This is a genomic window from uncultured Endozoicomonas sp. (genome assembly GCF_947495845.1).
Classification (GTDB): domain Bacteria; phylum Pseudomonadota; class Gammaproteobacteria; order Pseudomonadales; family Endozoicomonadaceae; genus Endozoicomonas.
Window position 1 is genome coordinate 68,961 of sequence record NZ_CANMAO010000005.1, and the last position, 23,177, is coordinate 92,137.

Below are 23,177 nucleotides of genomic sequence, written 5' to 3' on the forward strand. Positions count from 1 at the left end.
CCCAAGATGCGTTGCCAAAACCTATATACAACAAAAGCCGTAGACTGACGTCATACGGCTTTTGTGATTTTACAAAGTCCTGCAAGCCCCTACCTTTCAGAATGAGAATGTCACAAAGTGAAAAGAGGCCAGTCAGAATCAGGAGTGAGCAACGACGTAGTCAATAGCTTCCTGAACGGTGGTGATCTTCTCAGCTTCTTCATCAGGAATTTCGGTTTCGAATTCCTCTTCCAGAGCCATCACCAACTCTACAGTGTCCAGAGAGTCCGCGCCGAGATCCTCTACGAATGACGCACTGTTAGTAACTTCGTCTTCCTTCACGCCAAGCTGTTCGCAAACAATCTTCTTAACGCGCTCTTCAATGGTGCTCATACCGTGTTGTGCTCCTGTCGATATTCAGTGCAGCCTGAGGCTACAGGTGAACTAGTTTATATGGTCATTTATAAGAATTTCAAGCCGGTTATTTGAAAACCGGAGAGAAACCTCGAAAACGGACATCAGTTATAAAAAACAAACAAAATCCATTCCACTTTCACAACACTTTTTCAAGTTTCTGAACCGTGGAAACGGGCAATCAGTTCATGTACATGCCGCCATTGACATGCAATGTTTCGCCAGTGATGTAACCCGCAGGCTCACTCACTAAAAACAGCACGGCCGCTGCAATCTCTTCTGGCTGACCAAGTCTTGCCAGAGGAATCTGCCCCAGCAGAAACTCACGCTGTGCTTCGGGCAACTCATTAGTCATATCGGTTTCGATAAAACCGGGGGCAACCGTATTCACCGTCAGGTTTCTGGAACCCACTTCACGGGCCATAGCACGGGTAAAACCTTCAACACCGGCTTTCGCTGCAGCATAGTTTGCCTGCCCCTGATTGCCCATAGAGCCAACCACAGAGCTGATATTAACGATACGACCTTCACGCGCCTTGGTCATACCGCGCATAACGGCTTTACTCATGCGGAAGATAGAGCTGAGATTGGTATTCACCACATCATCCCACTCATCCACTTTCATGCGCATCAGAATATTGTCGCGGGTGATACCTGCATTGTTGATCAGAATCAACGGCGCACCGTATTGATCAGCCACTGCTTTTACCACCGCCTGACAGGCATCATTAGAGGTGACGTTCAGCGCCATCCCCTGACCTTGAATACCTTCCGCCTTCAGCGCTTCGGTAATGGCTTCAGCGCCAGAGTCCGTGGTCGCTGTTCCGATCACCGTCGCACCCGCATGACCCAGGGCAAAGGCAATCGCCTTGCCGATACCGCGGCTCGCCCCGGTCACCAGAGCAACCTTTCCTTCCAGATGCTTTACTGTCAAAGCTGTTATCTCCAAACCGGTTTCTATTAATTAGCTTCAGCCAGCCATTGAGCCATGACATCTGCGGACTCAAGAGTGGCTATCGGTGCACGTCGTGCAATGCGCTTATTCAGGCCGGCCAGTACTTTACCCGGACCGCACTCTGCAAAGCGACCAACACCCGTAGCAATAATTGCTTCAATAGATTCAACCCAGCGAACAGGGCTGTAAAGCTGTGCCACCAAATTTGCTTTTAGCTGCTCAGGATCAGAACAAAAGTCTGCGGATACGTTTTGCACCACGGGAATCATCGGCGCAACTACTTGAATACCGGCCAATTCATTTTTCAGTTTTTCTGCAGCAGGCCGCATTAAAGCACAGTGAGAAGGGACGCTGACAGGCAGCTCAATTGCTCTTTTCGCACCCATCGCCTTTGCTTCTTCGATAGCACGCTGCACAGCCACCACCCGCCCTGCAATAACAACCTGGCCTGGCGCATTAAAGTTAACCGCCTCGACCACATCTTCTGCAGCTACTTTCTCACAGACAGCGACAACGTCCGCATCATCAAGACCAAGAATCGCAGCCATGGCACCTTCGCCAGCTGCGACTGCTTCCTGCATATAAAGACCGCGAAGATGCACCAACTTAATAGCATCTGCAAAATTAATGGCGCCCGCACAGGTCAGCGCGGAGTACTCACCCAAGCTATGGCCCGCCATCACCGCCGGCGCCTCACCCTGACGATCACACCAGAGGCGCCACAGGGCGACACTGGCAGCCAACAGCGCAGGCTGGGCATTTTCCGTACGATTCAGCTGATCCGCCGGACCTTCTGAAATCAGCGCCTGAAGATCGTAACCGAGTACATCTGAAGCCTCTTTCAACGTAGACTGAACCAATGGCTCAGAAAGATAGTCTGCCAGCATGCCAACCTGCTGGGATCCCTGCCCGGGAAATACAAAAGCTAGCTTGCTCGACATGATTACTCGCTCTTTCCTTTGGCTTCGCACAATCAACAACAAAGCCCACAATTCTACCGGAGTCAAAGCGAGCCAGAGCACAACAGCATATTCCGAAATAATTCATGAATTATGCCTGCGCAGAACTACGCTTCCTTAGAAAATCGGGGCAATTATAGAAAAAACAGACAACAAGGTAAGTAAAATTATGTTTCCGATGGCAAAATCAGGAAAACAATCGTACTAATTTATCGATTGTTTTATCAATTAGTCGCCTTTAAGCATGGACTCAACTTCTTCTGAAAGCCGCCCGGCAACATCACTATCCACCTCACGAACCGCCTCCTGAATTGCCCGATAAAACCCTTCTTCATCGGAATGGCCATGGCTTTTTACCACAATACCCTGCAACCCAAGAAAACTGGCGCCGTTATAAACCACCGGATCAATACTGCGGTAAACCTTGCGCAATACCGGCGCAACAATCAGAGCAAGAAAGCGACGCCAGAGCGTCTGTTGAAAGGCATCCAGTAACGTATCTCGAATCAGGCTGGCCACACCCTCACCAGTCTTCAGAGTGACATTACCAACAAAGCCGTCGCAAACCACCACATCCGCCTTACCAGCAAAGACATCGTGACCTTCGATATAACCGATGTAGTTCAGCCGGCCATCTTCCTTTAACAAGCGATCCGCCAGACGAACCTGCTCATTGCCTTTAATGTCTTCCGTACCAACATTGAGCAAACCCACTCTCGGGGCATCTAACTCGTTGACCGAAGCGACTAACTGCGAGCCCATCACAGCAAACTGATAAAGGTTGGTTGCCGAGCAATCCACATTCGCCCCCATATCCAGCAGCAGCGCACTCCCACCTTTACAGGGAACTGCCGCAGCAATAGCAGGACGATCAATACCCACAAAGGTTTTCAAGGCAAAGCGACCCATTGCCATCAACGCACCGGTATTACCAGAGCTGACACAGGCCGCCGCATGACTATCTGCCACTTGCTCAAGCGCCAGCCACATGGAACTGCCCTCACGACCTCGTAAGGCAGCCGAAGGCTTATCATCCATACCAATGGTTTTCTCAGCATGAACAATATGGAGTCTTGATTGATCGAAAGAAGCAGAAGACAGGTGTTCTGTAATCAGTTTTTGATTACCCACCAGAATGAGATGAAGATCTGAATAAGCATCCAATGCACGAAGCGCCGCCCGGATACGAGAACGGGGACTTTCGTCCCCGCTCATGATATCAAGCGATATTCTCCGTCCTGGAGCTGCCTGCCCTGAATTGGGTGACCGTCCTGGCATCGACAAAATCACTCAGATTATTTGCCTTCCAGCACTTTACGACCACGGTAGAAACCGTCAGCAGTCATGTGATGACGACGGTGAGTTTCACCGGAAGTCGCATCAACAGACAACTGGCCAGCAGTCAGACTGTCGTGGGAACGGCGCATGTCACGCTTGGAACGGGTTTTACGATTTTGTTGAACAGCCATGTGTCAACTCTCCTCTATTCTATAACCAGAAGTTTCTATCTGAATCTATTCCGGTTCGATGTCTTTTTTCAAACCAGCCAGAACACTGAATGGGTTACGGCGTTTACGCTCTTCTTCTGCTTGTGCATCAGAATCCCGTAACTCTTCATCAGACTCAGTAGTGTAACTCTGCTGAACCTGACAGGCCTCAGGTGGATGATAGGCCACAATAGGAAGACTTAATAAAAGCTCTTCCTCTAGCAGAGGGATCAACTCCATCGGCTCCTCTTGGAGCATCAAGGGTTCAAATTCCTCCGGCAACATTTTTGCCTGCTCATCCGTCAGTACACCCATCAGGTTGAGATCAACACGCACAGGCAGCTCTGCTAAATCGAGACACCGCTGGCAAATCAATTTCAGATTTGCTTCAACATGCCCCTGCAAAACCACCCGATGGTCTTCACTCATATAGAAATGAAGAGAAATCTTCACCTCACCCTGATCATCAGCGAGGCTGGCCACCAGCTGCTCAAATTTATTGAGTGCCAGTGTACCTTCAAACTGCAACCCTTGACGCGCCAATTTACGGGGGTCAAAAGTTTTGGGTAATTGCCCTGATAACATAAGCGCGCAATCATAGGGGGATGAACACTGACTGTCAAACACCCTTTGCATCGGATTTCAAACAACACCGTGATAATCTTCATACAAGACCGTACTTTACACAAAACTCTCCCGGATCACGAAAAAGACCGAATCCGGGTTATGTAGAAAGCATCGCACCCTTCGCATCCTTCACATCCGGACCACGATATAACCATGAAGATCCTCTTAGCCTCCAGCTCACTCTATCGCAAACAGCTGCTTGAGCGATTAAACCTGACCTTCCAACAACAATCACCCGACATTAATGAAACACCACTAAGCCATGAAACCGCCCAGCAGCTGGCGACACGCCTCTCGCTGGAAAAAGCACAAGCACTGACCAATGAGCACCCAAACACTCTGATCATCGCATCAGACCAGGCCGCCTCACTGCATGATAAGATCCTGGGCAAACCCGGCACTCGTGAAAAAGCCATTGCACAACTCTCAAGCTGCAGCGGAAAACAAGTGACCTTTTATACAGGTCTTTGCCTTCTAAACACCGCCAGCGGACAATTCCAACTGGAGTGCATCGAGTATTCCGTCTGGTTTCGACAACTCACCCCATCACAAATCACTTACTATATAGATGCAGAAAGCCCGCTGGATTGCGCCGGTAGCTTCAAATGCGAAGGACTTGGGGTGACATTGTTTGAAAAAATGAGTGGAGATGATCCTAACAGTCTGATCGGCCTACCTTTGATTGCGCTAACCAATATGCTGATAAACGAAGGAATCTTCTCTTTAGGAAACTGACAAGAAAAAGGCTTCCGATTGGAAGCCTTTAAAGGGTTACATTAATTGAAGCCCGCCATCCATCGCTTCAACAAAGGTGGAACTGACACCCGCACCAAAATCACGGGCAAATTTTTCAAGAGGGCTTAGGCGGAAAGTATAATCGACGATTTCTTCTTCACCAATCACTTCCCGAGCCACATAACCCGCACTGCCCAACCCATCGATCAAGCCAAGCTTTTCTGCCTGCTCACCTGACCAAACCATGCCGGAGAAAATATCTGGAGAATCTTGCAGTCGATCACCACGCCCAGCTTTAACCACCTCAATAAATTGCTGATGAATGGTGTTCAACTGAACCTGCCACTTGGCAGCAGACTCTTTATCAACAGGCTGGAACGGGTCCAGAAACGCTTTATCCTCACCCGCATGATAAACACGTCGGGTAACGCCTAGCTTTTCCATAGTGCCGACAAAGCCAAAACCCGCAGAAATAACACCAATAGAGCCGACCAGACTGGCTTTATCCGCATAGATTTCATCCGCTGCCGCAGCAATGTAATAACCTCCGGACGCTCCAATATCCATAATCACGGCATAGAGCGGAATCTCTTCATGGATATCACGAAGCCGGCGGATTTCGTCATAGATATAGCCAGATTGAACCGGACTACCACCGGGACTATTAATCCGCAGAATCACAGCTTTGGTGTTTTCATCCTCAAAAGCTGAGCGCAGGCCGGTAATCACCGCATCCGCCTCTACTTCGCCACCACCAATCTGGCCATCAATATCCACCAGAGCCGTGTGCTCTCCACTGCTGGAGGACACTTCAGCGTCCGCAATATTCGTCGCCTTATAAAAGACCGCCACGGAGAAAAACAACCAGCCGAAGGTCAGGCACTTGAAAAAGATCCCCCAGCGGCGGGCTCGCCGCTGCTCCAGCAACGCGCCTTTTGCCAGCGTTTCTACCAACCCCCAGGCACGATCATTTTCCGGCTGCTTTTCATCCGCTGAAGGCTCTTGCCAGTTATCCTGCATACTCACTCCTAACTTATGGTCATTAATGACTGGATTGCTTTAATGTTGTTAAGACATCCTGCAATTCTTTCGGTAGCGGCGCTTCTACCTTCAACGTCTTTCCATCCAGTAACTCAAACTGAATACTGGCCGCATGGAGGAACAGGCGATTCAAACCAAACGCCTTAAATCGTTGATTATCTTCGTCCAGCGCGTATTTATCATCACCAGCAATGGCGTGACCCGCATGCAAACAGTGAACACGAATCTGATGGGTTCGACCAGTAATTGGGTACGCCTCAACCAATGTCATATTGGGATATCGTTCCAGAACACGGAACGCGGTGCGAGACTTTTTACCATCTACATGCACTCGCACCATCCGCTCACCGGATTGCAACACATTCTTCTGTAACGGCGCATTAACCAACTGCTTTCTGGTCGGCCATTTGCCGATCACCAGCGCCTGATACAGTTTTTCCACTTTATCTCGTTGCTGCAGCTGGTTGTGAATATGCCTCAGCATACTGCGGCGCTTGGCAATCACCAGACAGCCAGAGGTATCACGATCCAATCGATGCACCAACTCAAGGGTTTTATTATCGGGGCGCAACTGCCGCAACGCTTCAATCACACCGTAAGAAAGACCACTGCCGCCGTGCACCGCAAGGCCAGAGGGTTTGTTGATAATCAGCAACAATTCATCTTCATACAGCACTGCTTGCTCAAGCTGTTCAATCACATTGCCAGACGGTCTGACTGGCGCATTGGCTTCAGCTACCCGAACCGGCGGCACCCGAACCACATCCCCAGACTGCAAACGATAATCCGCGGTAATGCGTTTTTTATTGACCCGCACTTCACCCTTACGAAGAATGCGGTAAATGCGGGTTTTCGGGACGCCTTTGAGAATCCGCAGTAAAAAGTTATCAATGCGCTGGCCAGCGGTGTCGTCATCAATATCCAACCATTGAACCGTGGGCACAACCTCAACCACTTCCGCAGGCGCTGCTTTTTTCGCACGCACGATATTTTCACGCACGGTTTCTGGCCGACGCGCCTGCACACGTTGAGATTTTGTACCGGCAGAGCCGGAGCGTTTCACATTACGTCTTTGCTTCAATCGATTATCCACAACACTATTAATACCTTCCAATGCCTTCTCACATACCATGAGCAACTAGCCGAATACTACCAGCTTTCAACGGTTTGAAGCACTCATAGTTTACTGATATAGTTGCAAGACTGTCTTGCTAACTACCGAGAAGACAGCACGATTTACTACGCCTGAGTAAGACTGGAAAGACGCAACAAGAGTGGATTCCACTTAAATTCCTTTCAACCGGTCCGAAGAATAGACTGATGATGTTCGTATTACCCGATATACTGTGAAGGGTTGTACATTATCAGCAAGACATATTCAGGCATATTTCACGTTAGACACCCTTGCTGAACAACAATGCACCGGTCTCTGAACGTGGGTATTGAAGAACGAAAGACCGCGACAATGGTCGCGATAAATAAACAGTGCCACATTTAATCAGTGGTTGCGTGCCCGTTAATGGGTCGAGGACAAGCGAACAGGTCATATGCCAGTATACGGTCTGAACTGCCCAGAGTTTATCGGCAGTCAGCCAAGAGGGCGCCTGATTTATGCAACCTCCTCCTGCAAAACATCCGTCAGACAATACCGCGGATGATTACGCTACAAGCAGCAGATTCGGCTTATTACAAAACCGACTGCCAGCCAATGAGCGCAGCAGCCGAACCGCCTGAAACACACGGCATTCGGCCTGTTAACGCAGGCAACAAAAGAGTTTGTAAAACACCGAAGGAAACCCGGTGCACAAAAGACCGACCGACCGCCGAGGCTAAACACTCCCCGGTCTGACGCTCTGCCAGAAAGCCAGGCCTGACTCGCATGAATAATGCGCTGCCTGCCCGTAAAGGATGCACCGGAAAGCCAAACGTACAAACAACTCTGACTGATTAGAGTAGCCATTAGCAATTTGGAACTCTATGAAGAGAATGTTAATCAATGCGACCCAGCAAGAAGAGCTGAGAGTTGCACTCGTTGATGGGCAGCGCCTGTTCGATCTGGATATTGAATCCGGAGCCCGCGAACAGAAGAAAGCCAACATCTATAAAGCCAAAATCACCCGTGTTGAGCCCAGCCTCGAAGCAGCGTTTGTTGACTTCGGCGCAGAGCGTCATGGCTTCCTCCCCCTGAAAGAAATCTCCCGTGAGTACTTTACGGGTCACAGTGGCGGCCGCCCGAACATCAAAGATGTCATCAAAGAAGGCACTGAAGTCATTGTCCAGGTGGACAAGGAAGAACGCGGCAATAAAGGCGCGGCTCTCACCACACTGGTCAGTCTTGCCGGCCGCTATCTGGTATTGATGCCAAACAACCCTCGTGCCGGCGGTATTTCCCGCCGCATTGAAGGCGATGAGCGTGCCGAGCTTCGTGAAGCCATGAGCAAGCTGGACATCCCTTCCGAAATGGGTGTTATTGTCCGTACCGCTGGCCTTGGACGCTCCGCCGAAGATCTTCAATGGGATTTGGATTACCTCCTACACCTCTGGAACTCCATCAAAGAAGCCTCCGGCAAAAGTCAGGCTCCAGCTCTGTTGTATCAAGAAAGCAACGTCATTATCCGCGCGATCCGTGACTACCTGCGCCAGGACATCGGCGAAGTGCTCATCGATAAAACGGCTGTCTACGAAGAAGCTCTGGACTTCGTTAATCAGGTCATGCCGCAGTATCAGAATAAGCTGAAGCTGTATCGTGACACCGTGCCCATGTTTAACCGCTTCCAGATTGAAAGCCAGATCGAAACGGCGTTCCAGCGTGAAGTAAAACTGCCTTCAGGCGGCTCCATTGTTATCGATCCAACAGAAGCATTGGTTTCCATCGACATCAACTCTGCCCGGGCAACCCGTGGTGGTGATATCGAAGAAACCGCCTTCAACACCAATCTGGAAGCGGCGGACGAAATCGCTCGCCAGCTGCGTCTGCGTGATATCGGCGGCCTGATCGTTATCGACTTTATCGATATGAGCAACAACCGCAACCAGCGCGAAGTGGAAAACCGCATTCGCCAAGCACTGTCGGTGGATCGCGCCCGGGTGCAAACCGGTCGTATTTCCCGCTTTGGTTTGCTGGAAATGTCCCGTCAGCGCCTGCGGCCATCTCTGGGTGAAACCAGTGGTGTCGTTTGCCCACGATGCTCTGGTCAAGGCACCATCCGGGATATCGAATCTCTGGCTCTTTCCATCCTGCGCTTAATGGAAGAGGAGGCTATGAAAGACAAGACCTCTGAAATCCGTGCCCAGGTACCGGTTTCTGTTGCTGCATTCCTGCTCAACGAAAAACGCAAAAACATTGCCAAAATCGAAAAGCGCAATAACGCTCGCATTGTCGTGATTCCAAATGCCAATCTGGAAACACCTCATTACGATGTTCAGCGTCTGCGTGACGATAACCCTCAGGAAGTTGGTAGCAGCTACGAAATCATTCTGGAAAACGAAGAAGCAGCGGTGGAAGAATACACCACAGCCTCCAAGCCTCAAGTCCAGAGACCACAAGCTGCCGTTCGTAACGTTGCCCCCGCTCAACCAGCGCCGGTTAAGCAAGCCGAAGCCAAGCCCGGCTTTATTGGCGGCCTGCTGAAATCCATTGGCAACCTGTTCAGTTCTGATAACGACGAAAAACCAGCCCAGCGTGAACGCTCTGGCCAGCAGTCTGGAAATCGTCGCGGCAATGATAGAAATCAGGACAGAAACCAGAACCGCAACAAAAAACCACGCTCCGATGCACAACGTCGCGATGGTCGTAACGACAATCGCAATGAGACTCGCAACAACGAGAGTCGTGATAACCGCGAAAACCGTGAGCGCAATCAGAAAGATCGTAAACCTCGCAATCAGAAAGAACGCTCTGATCGCGACAATCGTTCCGACAATCGCACTGACAACCGCTTCGAGAAACAGGAGCGTCGTCCGCGGGAGAAAACAGACAATCAGGATCTGGACAACAACCTGGATCGTCAGCAGGATCAGGAGACTGAACAGAACGGTGATCGTCGCCGTCGCCCAAACTCTGCACCACGTCGTCGCAACAATCGTCAATCCCAGCGTCAGCCTCAGGGCGAGCCGCAGCTGCAGCCATTGCTACCAGAAAATAGCAGAACAGCAGCACCTCAGGCGCCTGTTAAAGAAGAAGTCGCTACCGAGGTCACTGCCAAGCAAGAACAGCAGCCGACTGAAATTGCTCAGGAAAACGCAACAAAGCCTGCCGCTGTTGAATCAGCACCGGTCATTGCGGAAGCAAACGCTCCAGAAGTTAAGCAGCCAACACCTGCCGCTTCTGAAGAAAAAGCAGAAACAGTAACCGCTGAAGCGACTCAGGAAACAACTCGGGAAACAACAGTAGAAAAAACTGAAGACGCTCAAAGACCACGCCGCTCACGTCGCATTAAAAACGACCCGCGTCGTCAGAGAGAAGAGCAGAAAAATCCAGCGCCAGTACAAGAAGCAGCCGCTTCTGAAGAAACACCGGCCACCAGTGAAACACCTGCGACTCATGCTGATCAGCCTGCCGGAAATCCAACCGACACGAACCAGCGCGACGAACAGCCAGAAAAAGCGTTTGAGCCAGCCAAATCCCATGGCCGCCCTCAAATGACCGAAATGGCTAAAGCCGTTGCGGCATCTCACAACCTGGAAAAACCTTCGTTCAACTCAATTCCTCCGTTTGAGAAGAAAGAAGTAACGCCTGAGCCGCAGGAAGCAGCGACGTCTGTTACCGCCAGCGAAGCAGAAGAAATGCTGGTAAAGGCGCTGAACCAAAACGAAGAAACAGCAACGGTTAAACCTGAAGCTGAAAAGGCGGAACCTGTTGCGCCAAAGACTGAAACCCCAAGAGCGACAAAACCGGCGAGACAACCTGAACCTTCTCTGCCTAAGCTTCTAGCTGACCCTGCACCTGCCGAAGTATCTGCAGAAGCAAAGCCGGAGACTGCTGAAGTAGAAGCCACCACGGTTGAGGTTGCTGCTGTAGAAGCGCCTCGCCGGCGCCGCAGTCGCGCTCATAACGACCCAAGAGCAAGACGCAAAGCTCAGCAGGCAGAGCAAAGCTCAGAAGCAAAAGCAGATAGCAATATTGAAACCAGTGAAAAGACCGAACCGTCACACACTGAAGAAAGCAATCTGTAAACAGCGGATGATTTAATCATCAAAAAAGCCGGGAAAGGGTGACCTTACCCGGCTTTTCTTTATCTAAAAAACAATAAATCCATACTCCTTATAGCCATTTCCAAGCGCATCATTTAACGATATTCATTATCAATATTTGTTTATATGAAGATGACTGTATATGTTAAATACTCCATCTCATGAGACAGAGCATGATAATGAGCAAACATGAAACTCACTCACATCCTGAACACACCCACGGGAAAGACTGTGGTCACACAGCCATAAAACATAACGACCACATTGATTACATCCATGACGGCCACTTGCATCACCCCCATGAAGGTCACTACGACGAACACGTCATTGAAGTCAGCGCCACCAACCCTGCCGAGTGCAGCCCGCTAAAAACCTGCCACCAAAATGGGCACAAACATGGACCGGATTGTGGGCACGAAATCGTACCCCATGGGGATCATTTTGATTATCTGGTGGATGGCCGCCTGCACCATGTACATGGCGACCATTGTGATGATCATGGACCGATAGAAATCATCTCATGATGTAAAAGACAGGGAATTGAAAATTAATCATAAAGGTTTCAGGATCTTCAAGACTCTGAAACCCATTGTTTATAGAAACCAATGATCAACGGTAAACCCTGGGCTCTCTTTCCAGCTCAACCCCAAACTGATTTTTCACTTTTTCCAAAACGTATTGAGAAAAAGCCATAATATCCGAACCGGTTGCGCCACCGTGGTTGATCAACACCAGCGCCTGCTTTTGGTAAGTCCCTACACTACCCTGTTGAACACCACGCAATCCGGCGCGATCAATTAACCAGCCAGCGGCCAGTTTCCACTTTTCACCCACTGGATAAGCAACAATGTCTGGATATTCCTTTTTCAGGCGCTCCATGGTTTGCTGATCCACTTCCGGATTTTTGAAAAAGCTTCCGGCATTTCCGATGGTTTTTGGGTCCGGCAATTTTTCCTGTCGAATGTCACACACTGCCTGACTGATTTGCAATGCTGTCAGCACTGAATCTCCATGCTCTTTCGACAAACTATCCGCAAGCTGCCCATAACCCAACCTGGGGCTCAGTACAGCATCCAGCGCAAACGTCACAGAGATAATGATATATTGATCTTTTTTCTCACCTTTGAAGACTGAGTCACGGTAGCCAAAACAGCAATCAAGGTTATCGAATTGCTCTACGTTTCCAGTAGAAATATTGACCGCATCGAGGGAGACAAAATAATCTTTTATCTCAACACCGTAGGCACCAATATTCTGAATCGGTGCCGCTCCAACACAACCCGGAATCAGTGATAGATTTTCAAGACCGTAGGCCTCTTGATGAATGGTCCAGAGCACAAACTCATGCCAGTTTTCGCCAGCCTGGGCAGTGACAGTCACCTGTCGCTCATCACGACGAACAACTGACAGGCCTTTCAAGTTAATGTGAATCACCAATGCATCAAGTACATCACCCAAAACCACATTACTGCCACCTCCCAGCGGAAGAATGACCAAGCCATTTTCTTTGGCAAAAGTAAGGGCTTCCTGCAATCCTTCAACCGTATTCACTTCTGCGTAATATCGGGCAATGGACGGAAGCCCAAGGGTGTTCTGGTGAATCAGTGAGTAATTCTGGTGAATGGTAACCGGCAAAGTCATGTAAGCCTTAAAAACGACAGTAATTGGATAACGTAAGGTTCAACAATCTAGGTAATAAATCAAAGCAATAAATCAAAGACAATCACTCCAACCCTTGTTTGATGTGCTCCAGCAAAGCGATGCCGCCGAGCTCCACAAGGTTTAACACGCGATGAAAACCATCATCGCCACCATAATAAGGGTCTGGTACTTCATTAACGGGTAAATCCGCATAATTCAGAAACAGCTTCACCTTATGGAGATGCTTTGGGGGACAGATAGATTTCAGATTTTCAAAATTTTCTGCATCCATGGCAAGAATTAAATCCTGCCGGATAAAATCATCTTCCGACACCTGACGAGAACGAATAAACGACAAATCGTATCCATTCTGCGCAGCATAAGCCATGGAGCGGCTGTCCGGTTTTGCACCGTTATGCCAGCCGCTGGTGCCCGCAGAATCCACTCGGATGGTAGATGAAAGCCCAGATTCGGCCACCTGATGAGCGAAGACGCCATGGGCTGTTGGTGATCGGCAAATATTACCGAGACAAACAAACAGAACGTTAACCATGGCTCCTCCTACTCATATTACAACCCCTCTTTATTCAGATCTCTTGGAGAGTATGGCTCTCACAGCGTTCAAATCCTGCTCAGTATCAACACCATGAGGTGGTGTTTCAACCGCCTGCGCCACATGGATTCGGTGACCATTCCACATCAAGCGAAGCTGCTCTAAAGATTCCAATTGCTCAACGGGACTCACACCCCAGGTCACATATCGATTCAGCAAAGCAACTCGATAGGCATAAATGCCAATATGCCTTTGAAAGTCCACGCCTTCTGGGAGCGTTTTCTGCTCACCGGCGAAGGCGTCTCTTGCCCAGGGAATCGGCGCACGACTGAAATACATCCCATAACCATTGGCATCAGCAACCACCTTGACCACGTTAGGATCAAAGATCTGATCCAAATCACTCAGCGGATTCGACAACGTAGCGGCGCCTGCTTCCTGAGCTGCACTTAAGTTTTCAGCCACCTGATTGATCACCGCCGGCGGAATCAATGGTTCATCGCCCTGAACATTGACAATGATATGATCATCCGCCATACCATAGTGCGCCGCCACTTCCTGCAAACGGTCAGTGCCTGACGGATGCTCCGGCGACGTCATACACACCTCAGCACCAAAGCTTTCAGCAATCGTCTGGATGCGTTGGTCGTCCGTGGCAATAATCACCCTTTGAGCATCCGACTGCTTAGCCCGCTCGTAAACGTGCTGTATCATCGGTTTGCCGCAGATATCCGCCAACGGTTTACCAGGCAAACGTGTTGACGCAAAACGGGCGGGAATCACTACTGTAAAACCCGTAGATAGCTGGGACATCAGGAAGCCTCGTTTAATCGCTCTTCTGCGCTAAGCGTGCGGGCTTCCCCTTCCAGCATCACCGGGATACCATCACGAACAGGGTATGCAACGCCGCAAGGGCGGCACACCAGTTCCTGACGCTCTTTATCCATACGAACCTGTCCCTTACACAAAGGGCAGGCCAGAATTTCAAACAATGTTTTGTCCATATTTATTCAGCCTTTATTGTCAGGCGCTATAGGTTTACGGGCTTCAATCATTTGCAACAACGAGTCAATTAGCTCATCCGGCAACTCAGTGGTCACCGGCAAATACCAATGATGATCACCGGCAAAAGAGCGACACTTCACCGCGTCTTTTTCCGTCATAATAACCGGCAAATCATCTTCGAAATTTAAGTCTTCTGCAGTAAAACCGTGATGATCCGCAAACGGGTGCGGGATCACATCGTATCCAAGCGATTTCAAGGTACTGAAAAATCGATCCGGATTACCAATACCCGCCACCGCATGCACTCTACCAGAGAACGCTGCGCCCTCATGGTCATCACTCACACGCCTTAACCGGGAAGGTACCAGTGAAAAGCAAATCAAATCCGACCGTTCCAGCCTTTGCTCATACACTTCACAGGAAACAGTTTCCGGACGGTTCACAAGCACAAAGTCGACAGTATTTAATCGGCTTTGCGGCTCTCTTAAAGGACCTACAGGTAAACAAAAACCGTTACCCAGCAAACGCTGACCATCCAAAACCGCCAGTTCTATATGCCGCTGAAGATTATAGTGCTGCAAACCATCATCAGCGACCATGACATCACAATCGAAATGCGTGCAAAGATGTTTTGCCCCACGAACCCGATCAGAATCCACCACCAATGGCACTTGCAGCTTTGCCAGCATGACCGGCTCATCTCCCACCATGGCAGGATCTGAATCAACCGTCACCACCACGGAATCTTCTTGATGCTCAGTGCCGTATCCACGACTGATAATGCCGGGTCGATAACCCTGCTCTTTCAACAGGTGAATCAGCGCAGAGACCACCGGCGTTTTCCCGGTACCGCCCACAGTGATGTTTCCCACCACAATCACGGGCACTGGCGGCGTCCATCTCACGCTGTCGAGATAGCGATGCTTTCTATACTCCGCCAGCATCGAGAAAATAGAGCTCAGCGGCTTAAGCCAGAGCGTCCAGCCACCGCCTGGGTTATACCAGGAATCAATCACCGATTGATTGAAGCGTTGTCGAAGGCTCACTGATCAGACTCAGACTCTTTGCGGGTTGTCATACTCAGGTTGACAAACCCGAGCTGCCCCGCCGCATCCATTGCCGTCACGACCGATTGATACGGTGTGTTAGCATCCGCAGTAATAATCAGGGGTAACTGGCTATCGCCATCACTGACTTTGCTCAGGGCGTTTTTCAATGTTTCCAGCTGACCATTAACCAGGCTTTGCCCCGCCACCGCAAAATCACCGGCTTTGCTGATGGTGATTTCAATTTGCTGTGGACGCTCTGCCCGCTGCTCACCGCTGGATTGCGGTAAATCGATGGCCAGATGGGTTTCTTTGGTAAACGTGGTGGATACCATAAAGAAAATCAGCAACAGGAAAACCACATCAATCAGAGGCGTCAGATTGATGGAAACCTCCTGCTGGTTCATCTGTCGACGGAAATTCATTTCCGAACCTCATGACTTTTGTAACCGGCGTCTTTGCGATCGCCCTGCATCACTTCGACCAGTTTGATGGCATCCTGTTCCATACTCACCACCAGTTCATCAATACGGCGGGTAAAGTAACGATGGAAAATCAGGGCTGGAATCGCCACAGTCAAACCGGCTGCCGTGGTAATCAGCGCCTTGGAAATACCGCCAGCCAGAACACCGGCATTACCCGTACCTTCCAGCATAATCACGGTAAACACATCGATCATACCGATAACCGTACCCAGCAAACCCAATAGTGGCGCAATGGCAGCTACGGTACCCAAAGTGTTCAGATACTTTTCAAGGTCATGAACAACCTTACCGGCCTGCTCTTCAATACTCTCTTTCATGATCTCACGACCACTGCCGGCATTACTCAAGCCAGCGGCCAGAATTTCACCCAACGGTGAACCTTCTTTCAGCTGCTCCAGTTTTTTGCTGCTGAGATTATTGTTCTTGATCCACTTCCAGACCGTCGACAAGGTATTTTTGGGCGTGATGCGTGAAGGCCTGAGGGTCCAGAGGCGCTCGAAAATAATGGCCATGGCAATGACTGAAGACAGCAGGATAGGCAACATCAACCAACCGCCGGATTTCACCAGTTCGAACACAGTTATTTCCCTTAAAGTGAAGAATCATAATTACGGCATGACTTTATCACAGAGATCTGCACCGTTTAAGCAACAAAAACATACTTCAGTACCATTTTTGCGACGCCATTATCGCCACCAGTAACGATCGTGTGTTTTTCGATAGGCGGAGATGATCAATGAATCAGTACTCAAATGAAAGCTCAGCGTCCCATCTTCAGCAGTATTGAACGTATTCGCTCCAGCCGCCACTGCCCGACTGACGGTTTCCGGCGAGGGATGATTAAATCGATTGGCAAAGCCGGCGGAAAAAATAACCGCCTCTGGCTTCACCGCCGCCAGAAAACCATCTCCGGATGAATAGCGGCTACCATGATGCGCAGCGAGCAATACATCCGATTTCAACCATTCATAACTTTCATCCATCAGCTGTCGTTCAATTCGATGACTGATATCCCCCGGCAATAACATGCTTTTATCGCCGGCAGTGACTTTCAGCACACAGGATGCATCGTTGCTGCGCCGTTGATTACCACCGGAAAGTACCTGAAACTCAACACCATCCCAACTCCATGTTTCACCCTTGCCGCATGCTCTGGCTTTGTTGTTATAGGCAGGCAACTCTGAACCAGCGATCAAATCAAATTCACCGTACCGTTGAATCAACGCACCAACGCCGCCAGCATGATCACGATCGCCATGGGAAATCATCACCTTATCGAGAGTTCGCACACCGAGGCGATTTAATAGCGGAATCATCACACTGTCTGCAGCCGTAAAGCTTTCCGAAAATCGATCACCAGTATCGTAGACCATGACGTGTTGATTCGTTCTGATCACCACGGCCAGACCCTGCCCGACATCCAATACCGATACTTCAGCGACGCCATATTCCGGAATTCGCTCGCGGGTGAATATCAGTGGCAACAACATAAATACAGAAAGCCAGCGAAGCCTCAAAGCTGCTGGCAGTATCAGTAACAACACACCCAACATCGCCAGAACCATTTCTGCGGTTTGCACGGTTGGTCTTGGTGGAATTAACAAACGCCAATGATCTATCCATTGCAAAAACTGATGCAAAAATTCTAATAGCGCTCCAGAAAAATGAATTATCTGAGTAGCGATATCTGGCACAAATATAAACAGACCTCCAGCTAACAACAGTGACGGAACAATCACCACACCCACCACCGGAATCGCTATTAAATTCACCAGAGGAGACAGCAAAGAAACCGATTGCCCATTCGTAAGCAATAAAGGAAGCAGCACCACAAACACCAGCCACTGAGGCTTCAGTATTCGTTGCCACTTAGAGGGAATGCCCGGCCTGCCGGATAAACCAATGCACAATGCCGCCACCGCAATAAACGAATACCAGAACCCGACACTGGTAAACGCCAACGTGTCCAGCATAAGTACAATTGTGAGCGCAAACACCCATAACGTTATCAATGAAGCCCTTAATCCAAAACAGCAGGAGAGCAAGGCAACCACCGTCATCACCAACGCCCGCTGCACAGGAATGCTAAAACCGGCCAGCAGCGCATAAACCATGGCCAGACCAATACCAAAAAACGATTTAAACCAAATCAGCGGAATGCGCTTTAACGGAAGCATGCCCGATATTGCCAACAGTGACGCCAGGTTAAAACCAAGCCATGCCATTAATCCAATATGCAATCCGGAGATTACCAACAGATGCGTCGTGCCTGTCCGGTTATACAAATCCCAGAGATCAGAGGGCACGCCCGATTTATCGCCAAGCAGCAGTGCCGAAAAAACACCTGAGACATCTTCTGACAACTCAGTAACCAACCAATGCTTTAACCTCTGTTTTAATTGCTGAAACCGATACCCCCAATACTCACTTTCGCCCAACAACGTCGCTTCGCGAACATAACCGACGCCATGAACTCCCTCACGAACCAACCACGCCTCATAATCAAAAGCACCGGCACTGGCAAAACCATGGGGCTCTCTGAGCCGAACGACCAAAGACCAACGCTGCCCCACCTGCAACGCCGGCGCATCATACCAACTGAGCCTGACCCTTCCGATAAACTCATCCCTTGCAACACCCTTATTCGCCTCAAAATCAAACCGGGTGGATTCTCCACGCTGCAATGGCGCACTGACAACCTCCCCGATCAATTCAAGATCTCCCCCAGGAATTGGATGAATATGTGTTTGTTGAAAGTGCTTAATCGCAACAACGGCGATCACACAACCTGCCAGCGCCATAAAGCAGTAGGGGAATAAAGCACGCAGATAACGACGAACGAGCACCACTATTCCGAGCATTGATAGCAACATCAGCACCATCGACCACTCAGATCCGTCGATCGCAATAGAAGCAACCATCAACGCGATACTCGTAACCAAAGCACCGCAGGTTGTATTAAACGTAAAGGATGTATTTTCCACGTGGTGTTGATAGTTCTTTCAGTGCATAATTGCCGACTTTGGCTTTGCTTAAAGCGTGAGCTCCCGCACAAAGTTCCCGCACACAGTTGCGGAAAACTTATCGCCGCCTGACCCTGTAAATTCTTTTTGATGGGGTCGATAAAGATGCAAGCTTAGTTGAAGTGAATGGATTTGCCTGTCTGGCAGTGCCTGAAATGATTGATCAAGCGTTGGAAGAAAATTGGTAACTTTCATCGACCATGATCTAAAGTCATAGCATTCCAGTCTGATTTTATGATGTAACCCAATTGGTAACCCATGGCGAAAAAACTGATTCAAAGGTATTTGCCCGAACCCCATACGATTAAAGAAAACCGTTACCTCCGGTTTCTGGGCAGCGCGCTTCACAACGCAAACCTTTGGCAACTGAATCGTCGATCCGCTGCAACTGCTTTTTTTGTAGGCATCTTTGTTGCCTTTATTCCCATGCCATTTCAAATGGTACTGGCGGCCTGTCTGGCCATTTTGTTTCGTTGTAACTTACCACTCTCTGTTGCCCTGGTCTGGATCACAAACCCTCTGACCATGCCCGCCATATTCTATTTTACTTATAAAATAGGCTGTCTTATCCTTCAGGTACCGGTGAGCGAGTCTTCCTTTGAACTCACCCTGCAGGGGCTTGGTTCAGGGTTGGCGAGGATCTGGAAGCCGCTTTATCTTGGATCTGCGGTCTCCGGTGTCGTTCTTGGCTTTATTAGCTACACGATGATTCGGATTGCCTGGCGCTGGAATGTGATTGTTAACTGGCGTCAACGCAACAAACGCCGTTCAAGATCCAATCAAACCAACTAACCGCACACACTCATCCTGAGAAAAGTCCTATGCAAAGAAACTTTCAAAAGCGCCAGCCTAAGCTGGAAGGCCGTGGCCTGCTTGAAGCGGTCAACAGTGAGGGGCCACACAGTGACTGGTTAGGTATGCCGGACTATTACATCCACACCCTGACCGTTGCTGGCGACGAATTTAAGTACTTATCCGCTGACAGCAAACTCGACGTTGGCGTCGGGGATACCGTGGTGTTCAGATACCAGGAAGTGGGAAAAACCGAGAAGAAAGAGAAACGTATTGATAAACGCTCCCTGGGCATTTACATCGACCCAAGCCAGTACATGCAGAATAACTAATCTTTAAAAGCCACCGGAGAAAGCTCTCCGGTGATGATTGGGCTTAAAATAAACGATTCAAACCATCCAGCGAGGCCACACGATAAGCTTCTGCCATGGTCGGATAGTTGAATGTGGTATTCAGAAAATAGCGCAACGAATTGGCATCGCCTTTCTGTCGCATAACGGCCTGGCCGATGTGCACAATCTCAGAAGCCTGGTCACCAAAGCAGTGAATGCCCAGCACTTCCAAAGTATCCCGATGAAAGAGAATCTTCAGCATACCCACCACTTCGCCGGTGATTTGCGCCCGGGCTAACCGGGAGAAAAACGCTTTACCGACTTCGTAAGGCACCGCATCTGCCGTTAACTCTTCTTCCGTTTTACCAAGCGAACTGATCTCAGGAATGGTATAGATCCCCGTGGGCACCTCATTGACAAAGTGCCAGTCTTGACTGCCACACAAGTGGGCAGCTGCTGAACGTCCTTGGTCGTATGCTGCACTGGCAAGGCTTGGCCAGCCAACCACATCCCCCGCCGCATAAATATGAGGCAGTGCCGTTTGATAGCTTTCGTTTACCGCTAACTGACCTCGACCATCGGGGTTCAAGCCAAGCATTTCCAGCCCCATGGCCTGAGTATTGCCGGTTCGGCCGTTGGCCCAGAGCAGCATATCTGCTTTCAGCTTTTTGCCCGATTTCAGGTGCAACACAACACCGTCATCCAAGGTTTCCAGTTTCTGGAATTCTTCATTGTGACGGATAATCACGTTCATTTTCCGCAGCTGATAACCCAGCGCATCGGAAATTTCTTTATCAAGGAACGACAACAACCGTTCCCGCGTATCCACCAGATCCACCAGCACACCAAGGCCGGAGAAAATGGATGCGTACTCGGAACCAATAACACCAGCTCCGTAAATAATCATGCGCCGCGGTGTAGACGACAGCTCAAGAATAGTATCGCTATCAAAGACTCGCGGATGATGAAAATCCACACCCGGTGGATGGTAAGGTCGAGAACCGGTGGCAATCAGAAAATTGGCACCATAGAGTTTTTCAGTATTGCCGTTAGACTCAGTGACCTCCAGAACATGCTCATCCAGAAAGACACCACGACCAAAATAAAGATCGATCCGGTTGCGGGCATAATACATGGTGCGAGACTGCACCTGTTTCTGAATCACCGACTCCGCCCGCTTCAATACTTTTGGGAAACTGAACCAGCGCGGGTCACCAATCTCCCGAAACATGGGGTTAGTGTTGAAATCCATGATCTGTTTAACGGAATGGCGAAGCGCTTTGGAAGGAATGGTGCCAAGGTGAGTACAACCACCACCGACAAAATTATACTGCTCAACCACAGCCACTTTTTTGCCCAGCTTGACGGCGTTCATCGCCGCCCCTTCACCTGCTGGCCCTGACCCAAGAATGACCAGGTCGTATTTATTGACACCCATACATTGGATTCCCCCGGCTGATTATCAGCTTTATTGGCCAACGCCTTGATGAAAAATCCATAAGGCGTCTTTTATTCCGGACTGCATTCTTTTGTGCTGAACAATTTTTTACGCTTTGGTTTTACGCTTTGGTTTTATCGCCCGCGGCTGAGGCGTCATAAAACAGGTCTTCATTCATTTCAGACAGTGGATCGGTTTTATCGCCGCCTCCACAAATAACACAACCGTCTTTCAAGCCAAGCGTGCTTAAACCACCGCAAGAACCTTTGATGGGTTTGTTGGCAAAAATCACTCCCACCGACATGGCAGCAATCAGGGTTAAAAATACGCCGAATGTAATCAGCATCATCGTCATTGCTGATTCCTCCATTAGTGGACCAGATAAGGCTTGAACGCCTCACTGGTCACGGTTTCAAATCCTTCACCCGTATAATAGGCAAAACGGGCTGCAATACCCAGTTGGTTCGCCAGTTCGAGGCCTTTTTCATCCCCTAGCACCATAAACATGGTCGCCAGAGCGTCGGCCCGGGCTGTGGTGTCTGCAATGACCGCCACTTCCGCCACTCGCTTGGCTTCTGGCCAGCCCGTTAACGGGTTAATCGTATGTGAATAGCGCTGACCATCCACTTCAAAAAAATTCAAATAATCACCGGAAGTTGCCAGCGATTTATCGCCGGGCTCCACCAGGGCAGAAACCCCGTTTTTGCCCATTTCCGGCCCAATCACTGCCAGCCGCCAGGGCAGACCATTGGGTTTCATACCGTGGACGGCAACCTCTCCACCCACTTCCACCAAATAGTCATCAATCCCTTCTTTACGAAGTGTTTCAGCCGCCTTGTCGACCCCATAACCTTTGGCAATTGAGCTTAAATCCACAAACAGTGGTAACTCGCGGGTTAACGTTGAATCCTGCGTATTGGCTACAAGATGCTGGTAACCCACCGTTGCCAGTGCTTCATTAATAGCGTTTTCACTGGGAAGCTCGCCATACTGAGTTCTTACCCACGCCTGGAACTGTGTAGAATTAATGGCATCTTTAACCGTTTCTGTCTGATCCAATACGTCTCCGGAAGGCCCAAACCCCCAGAGATTAACCAGCGGGCCGATGGTGACGTCATACTCACCATCAGACATCACCGAAATGGCTTTCGCCTGAACAATCAAATCAACCAGATCCGGCGATACCTTAAAAGGCTGCCCAACTTCCGAACGGTTGAACTGCATCAATTCTGAATCGGGTTTATAGGTGGACATTCTCTGATCCACATCCACCAGCGCAGCATGGACTTTTTTCGAAATGTCATCCACCGGATGGCTGAACAGGTCAGACACATAACTGACGTTATAGGTTGTCCCCATGATCTGCCCCTGAAAGCTGTTAAGCCTTGGGCGGGTTCCCAGTACAGCCAGCACCGCAATAACCAGTACTACGGCCGGGAACACATATCGTTTCAGTGAGTGTGACAGCAAGC

24 protein-coding genes are annotated in these 23,177 nt (G+C 49.6%); 5 read left to right on the forward strand and 19 right to left on the reverse strand.

From position 1 onward, the window contains the following. Positions 1–138 precede the first annotated feature (138 nt). The 6 genes from acpP to Q1B11_RS05805 form a co-directional block, all read right to left on the reverse strand. Positions 139–372, reverse strand: a complete 234-nt coding sequence (gene acpP, locus Q1B11_RS05780; protein WP_020582918.1) for an acyl carrier protein — start codon at positions 370–372, stop codon at positions 139–141. Between the two features lie 202 nt (positions 373–574). Further along, positions 575–1,336, reverse strand: coding sequence for a 3-oxoacyl-ACP reductase FabG (gene fabG, locus Q1B11_RS05785; RefSeq protein WP_299729305.1), 762 nt, complete (start codon positions 1,334–1,336; stop codon positions 575–577). Between the two features lie 17 nt (positions 1,337–1,353). Continuing rightward, positions 1,354–2,289 carry an ACP S-malonyltransferase gene (gene fabD, locus Q1B11_RS05790; protein ID WP_299729001.1) on the reverse strand — a complete coding sequence of 312 codons (936 nt, stop codon included), beginning with the start codon at positions 2,287–2,289 and terminating at the stop codon, positions 1,354–1,356. A 246-nt stretch (positions 2,290–2,535) separates the two neighbouring features. Further along, entirely contained in the window at positions 2,536–3,585 is a 1,050-nt protein-coding gene (gene plsX, locus Q1B11_RS05795) for a phosphate acyltransferase PlsX (RefSeq protein WP_299729004.1), read from the reverse strand. Positions 3,586–3,602: 17 nt separating this feature from the next. Beyond that, positions 3,603–3,776 (reverse strand): 50S ribosomal protein L32, encoded by a 174-nt coding sequence (rpmF, locus tag Q1B11_RS05800; protein WP_067521010.1) that lies wholly within the window; start codon positions 3,774–3,776, stop codon positions 3,603–3,605. Between the two features lie 45 nt (positions 3,777–3,821). Further along, the gene (locus Q1B11_RS05805; RefSeq protein ID WP_299729012.1) at positions 3,822–4,379 is read right to left on the reverse strand and encodes a YceD family protein; all 558 of its coding nucleotides are present in this window, start codon (positions 4,377–4,379) and stop codon (positions 3,822–3,824) included. Positions 4,380–4,574: 195 nt separating this feature from the next. Between Q1B11_RS05805 and Q1B11_RS05810 the strand changes: the two genes are divergently transcribed. Further along, positions 4,575–5,156, forward strand: a complete 582-nt coding sequence (locus Q1B11_RS05810) for a Maf family protein (protein ID WP_299729016.1) — start codon at positions 4,575–4,577, stop codon at positions 5,154–5,156. A 36-nt stretch (positions 5,157–5,192) separates the two neighbouring features. Here the strand turns inward: Q1B11_RS05810 and Q1B11_RS05815 are convergent, their stop codons facing one another. Both Q1B11_RS05815 and rluC read right to left on the reverse strand, forming a co-directional pair. Beyond that, positions 5,193–6,176: a S49 family peptidase gene (locus Q1B11_RS05815; RefSeq protein ID WP_299729019.1), complete on the reverse strand. Its 984-nt coding sequence runs from the start codon at positions 6,174–6,176 to the stop codon at positions 5,193–5,195. Positions 6,177–6,198: 22 nt separating this feature from the next. Beyond that, complete coding sequence (gene rluC / locus Q1B11_RS05820) at positions 6,199–7,329, reverse strand: 23S rRNA pseudouridine(955/2504/2580) synthase RluC (RefSeq protein WP_299729022.1); 1,131 nt, start codon at positions 7,327–7,329, stop codon at positions 6,199–6,201. 845 nt (positions 7,330–8,174) lie between these two features. Between rluC and rne the strand changes: the two genes are divergently transcribed. Together rne and Q1B11_RS05830 are read left to right on the forward strand one after the other, a co-directional pair. Continuing rightward, positions 8,175–11,372 (forward strand): ribonuclease E, encoded by a 3,198-nt coding sequence (gene rne / locus Q1B11_RS05825; RefSeq protein ID WP_299729025.1) that lies wholly within the window; start codon positions 8,175–8,177, stop codon positions 11,370–11,372. Between the two features lie 197 nt (positions 11,373–11,569). Further along, positions 11,570–11,914 carry a hypothetical protein gene (locus tag Q1B11_RS05830; protein WP_299729028.1) on the forward strand — a complete coding sequence of 115 codons (345 nt, stop codon included), beginning with the start codon at positions 11,570–11,572 and terminating at the stop codon, positions 11,912–11,914. 85 nt (positions 11,915–11,999) lie between these two features. Here Q1B11_RS05830 and murB read toward each other — a convergent pair whose 3' ends face one another. The 8 genes from murB to Q1B11_RS05870 all read right to left on the reverse strand — a co-directional run bounded on the left by murB (position 12,000) and on the right by Q1B11_RS05870 (position 19,104). Then, the gene (gene murB, locus Q1B11_RS05835; RefSeq protein ID WP_299729031.1) at positions 12,000–13,031 is read right to left on the reverse strand and encodes a UDP-N-acetylmuramate dehydrogenase; all 1,032 of its coding nucleotides are present in this window, start codon (positions 13,029–13,031) and stop codon (positions 12,000–12,002) included. Between the two features lie 82 nt (positions 13,032–13,113). Further along, the gene (locus Q1B11_RS05840; RefSeq protein WP_299729034.1) at positions 13,114–13,584 is read right to left on the reverse strand and encodes a low molecular weight protein-tyrosine-phosphatase; all 471 of its coding nucleotides are present in this window, start codon (positions 13,582–13,584) and stop codon (positions 13,114–13,116) included. Between the two features lie 30 nt (positions 13,585–13,614). After that, entirely contained in the window at positions 13,615–14,397 is a 783-nt protein-coding gene (kdsB, locus tag Q1B11_RS05845) for a 3-deoxy-manno-octulosonate cytidylyltransferase (protein WP_299729038.1), read from the reverse strand. Then, the gene (locus tag Q1B11_RS05850; protein WP_299729041.1) at positions 14,397–14,588 is read right to left on the reverse strand and encodes a Trm112 family protein; all 192 of its coding nucleotides are present in this window, start codon (positions 14,586–14,588) and stop codon (positions 14,397–14,399) included. The genes kdsB and Q1B11_RS05850 overlap by 1 nt, the downstream gene beginning before the upstream one ends. A gap of 6 nt (positions 14,589–14,594) precedes the next feature. Beyond that, positions 14,595–15,635, reverse strand: coding sequence for a tetraacyldisaccharide 4'-kinase (lpxK, locus tag Q1B11_RS05855; protein ID WP_299729044.1), 1,041 nt, complete (start codon positions 15,633–15,635; stop codon positions 14,595–14,597). After that, complete coding sequence (locus Q1B11_RS05860) at positions 15,632–16,060, reverse strand: biopolymer transporter ExbD (RefSeq protein ID WP_299729047.1); 429 nt, start codon at positions 16,058–16,060, stop codon at positions 15,632–15,634. The genes lpxK and Q1B11_RS05860 overlap by 4 nt, the downstream gene beginning before the upstream one ends. Continuing rightward, positions 16,057–16,698 carry a MotA/TolQ/ExbB proton channel family protein gene (locus Q1B11_RS05865; RefSeq protein WP_299729051.1) on the reverse strand — a complete coding sequence of 214 codons (642 nt, stop codon included), beginning with the start codon at positions 16,696–16,698 and terminating at the stop codon, positions 16,057–16,059. The genes Q1B11_RS05860 and Q1B11_RS05865 overlap by 4 nt, the downstream gene beginning before the upstream one ends. A 108-nt stretch (positions 16,699–16,806) precedes the next feature. Next, positions 16,807–19,104 (reverse strand): DNA internalization-related competence protein ComEC/Rec2, encoded by a 2,298-nt coding sequence (locus tag Q1B11_RS05870; RefSeq protein ID WP_299729054.1) that lies wholly within the window; start codon positions 19,102–19,104, stop codon positions 16,807–16,809. 297 nt (positions 19,105–19,401) lie between these two features. Between Q1B11_RS05870 and Q1B11_RS05875 the strand changes: the two genes are divergently transcribed. Together Q1B11_RS05875 and Q1B11_RS05880 are read left to right on the forward strand one after the other, a co-directional pair. Next, a complete protein-coding gene (locus Q1B11_RS05875; RefSeq protein ID WP_299729057.1) occupies positions 19,402–19,935 on the forward strand; it encodes a DUF2062 domain-containing protein in 534 nt (177 codons plus the stop codon). Between the two features lie 29 nt (positions 19,936–19,964). Continuing rightward, complete coding sequence (locus Q1B11_RS05880; protein ID WP_299729060.1) at positions 19,965–20,267, forward strand: hypothetical protein; 303 nt, start codon at positions 19,965–19,967, stop codon at positions 20,265–20,267. A 43-nt stretch (positions 20,268–20,310) separates the two neighbouring features. Here Q1B11_RS05880 and sthA read toward each other — a convergent pair whose 3' ends face one another. The 3 genes from sthA to Q1B11_RS05895 all read right to left on the reverse strand — a co-directional run bounded on the left by sthA (position 20,311) and on the right by Q1B11_RS05895 (position 23,175). After that, entirely contained in the window at positions 20,311–21,705 is a 1,395-nt protein-coding gene (gene sthA, locus Q1B11_RS05885) for a Si-specific NAD(P)(+) transhydrogenase (RefSeq protein WP_067520957.1), read from the reverse strand. Between the two features lie 121 nt (positions 21,706–21,826). Next, the gene (nqrM, locus tag Q1B11_RS05890; RefSeq protein WP_067521393.1) at positions 21,827–22,060 is read right to left on the reverse strand and encodes a (Na+)-NQR maturation NqrM; all 234 of its coding nucleotides are present in this window, start codon (positions 22,058–22,060) and stop codon (positions 21,827–21,829) included. A gap of 14 nt (positions 22,061–22,074) precedes the next feature. After that, positions 22,075–23,175: an FAD:protein FMN transferase gene (locus tag Q1B11_RS05895; protein ID WP_299729069.1), complete on the reverse strand. Its 1,101-nt coding sequence runs from the start codon at positions 23,173–23,175 to the stop codon at positions 22,075–22,077. Between the last annotated feature and the right edge of the window lie 2 nt (positions 23,176–23,177).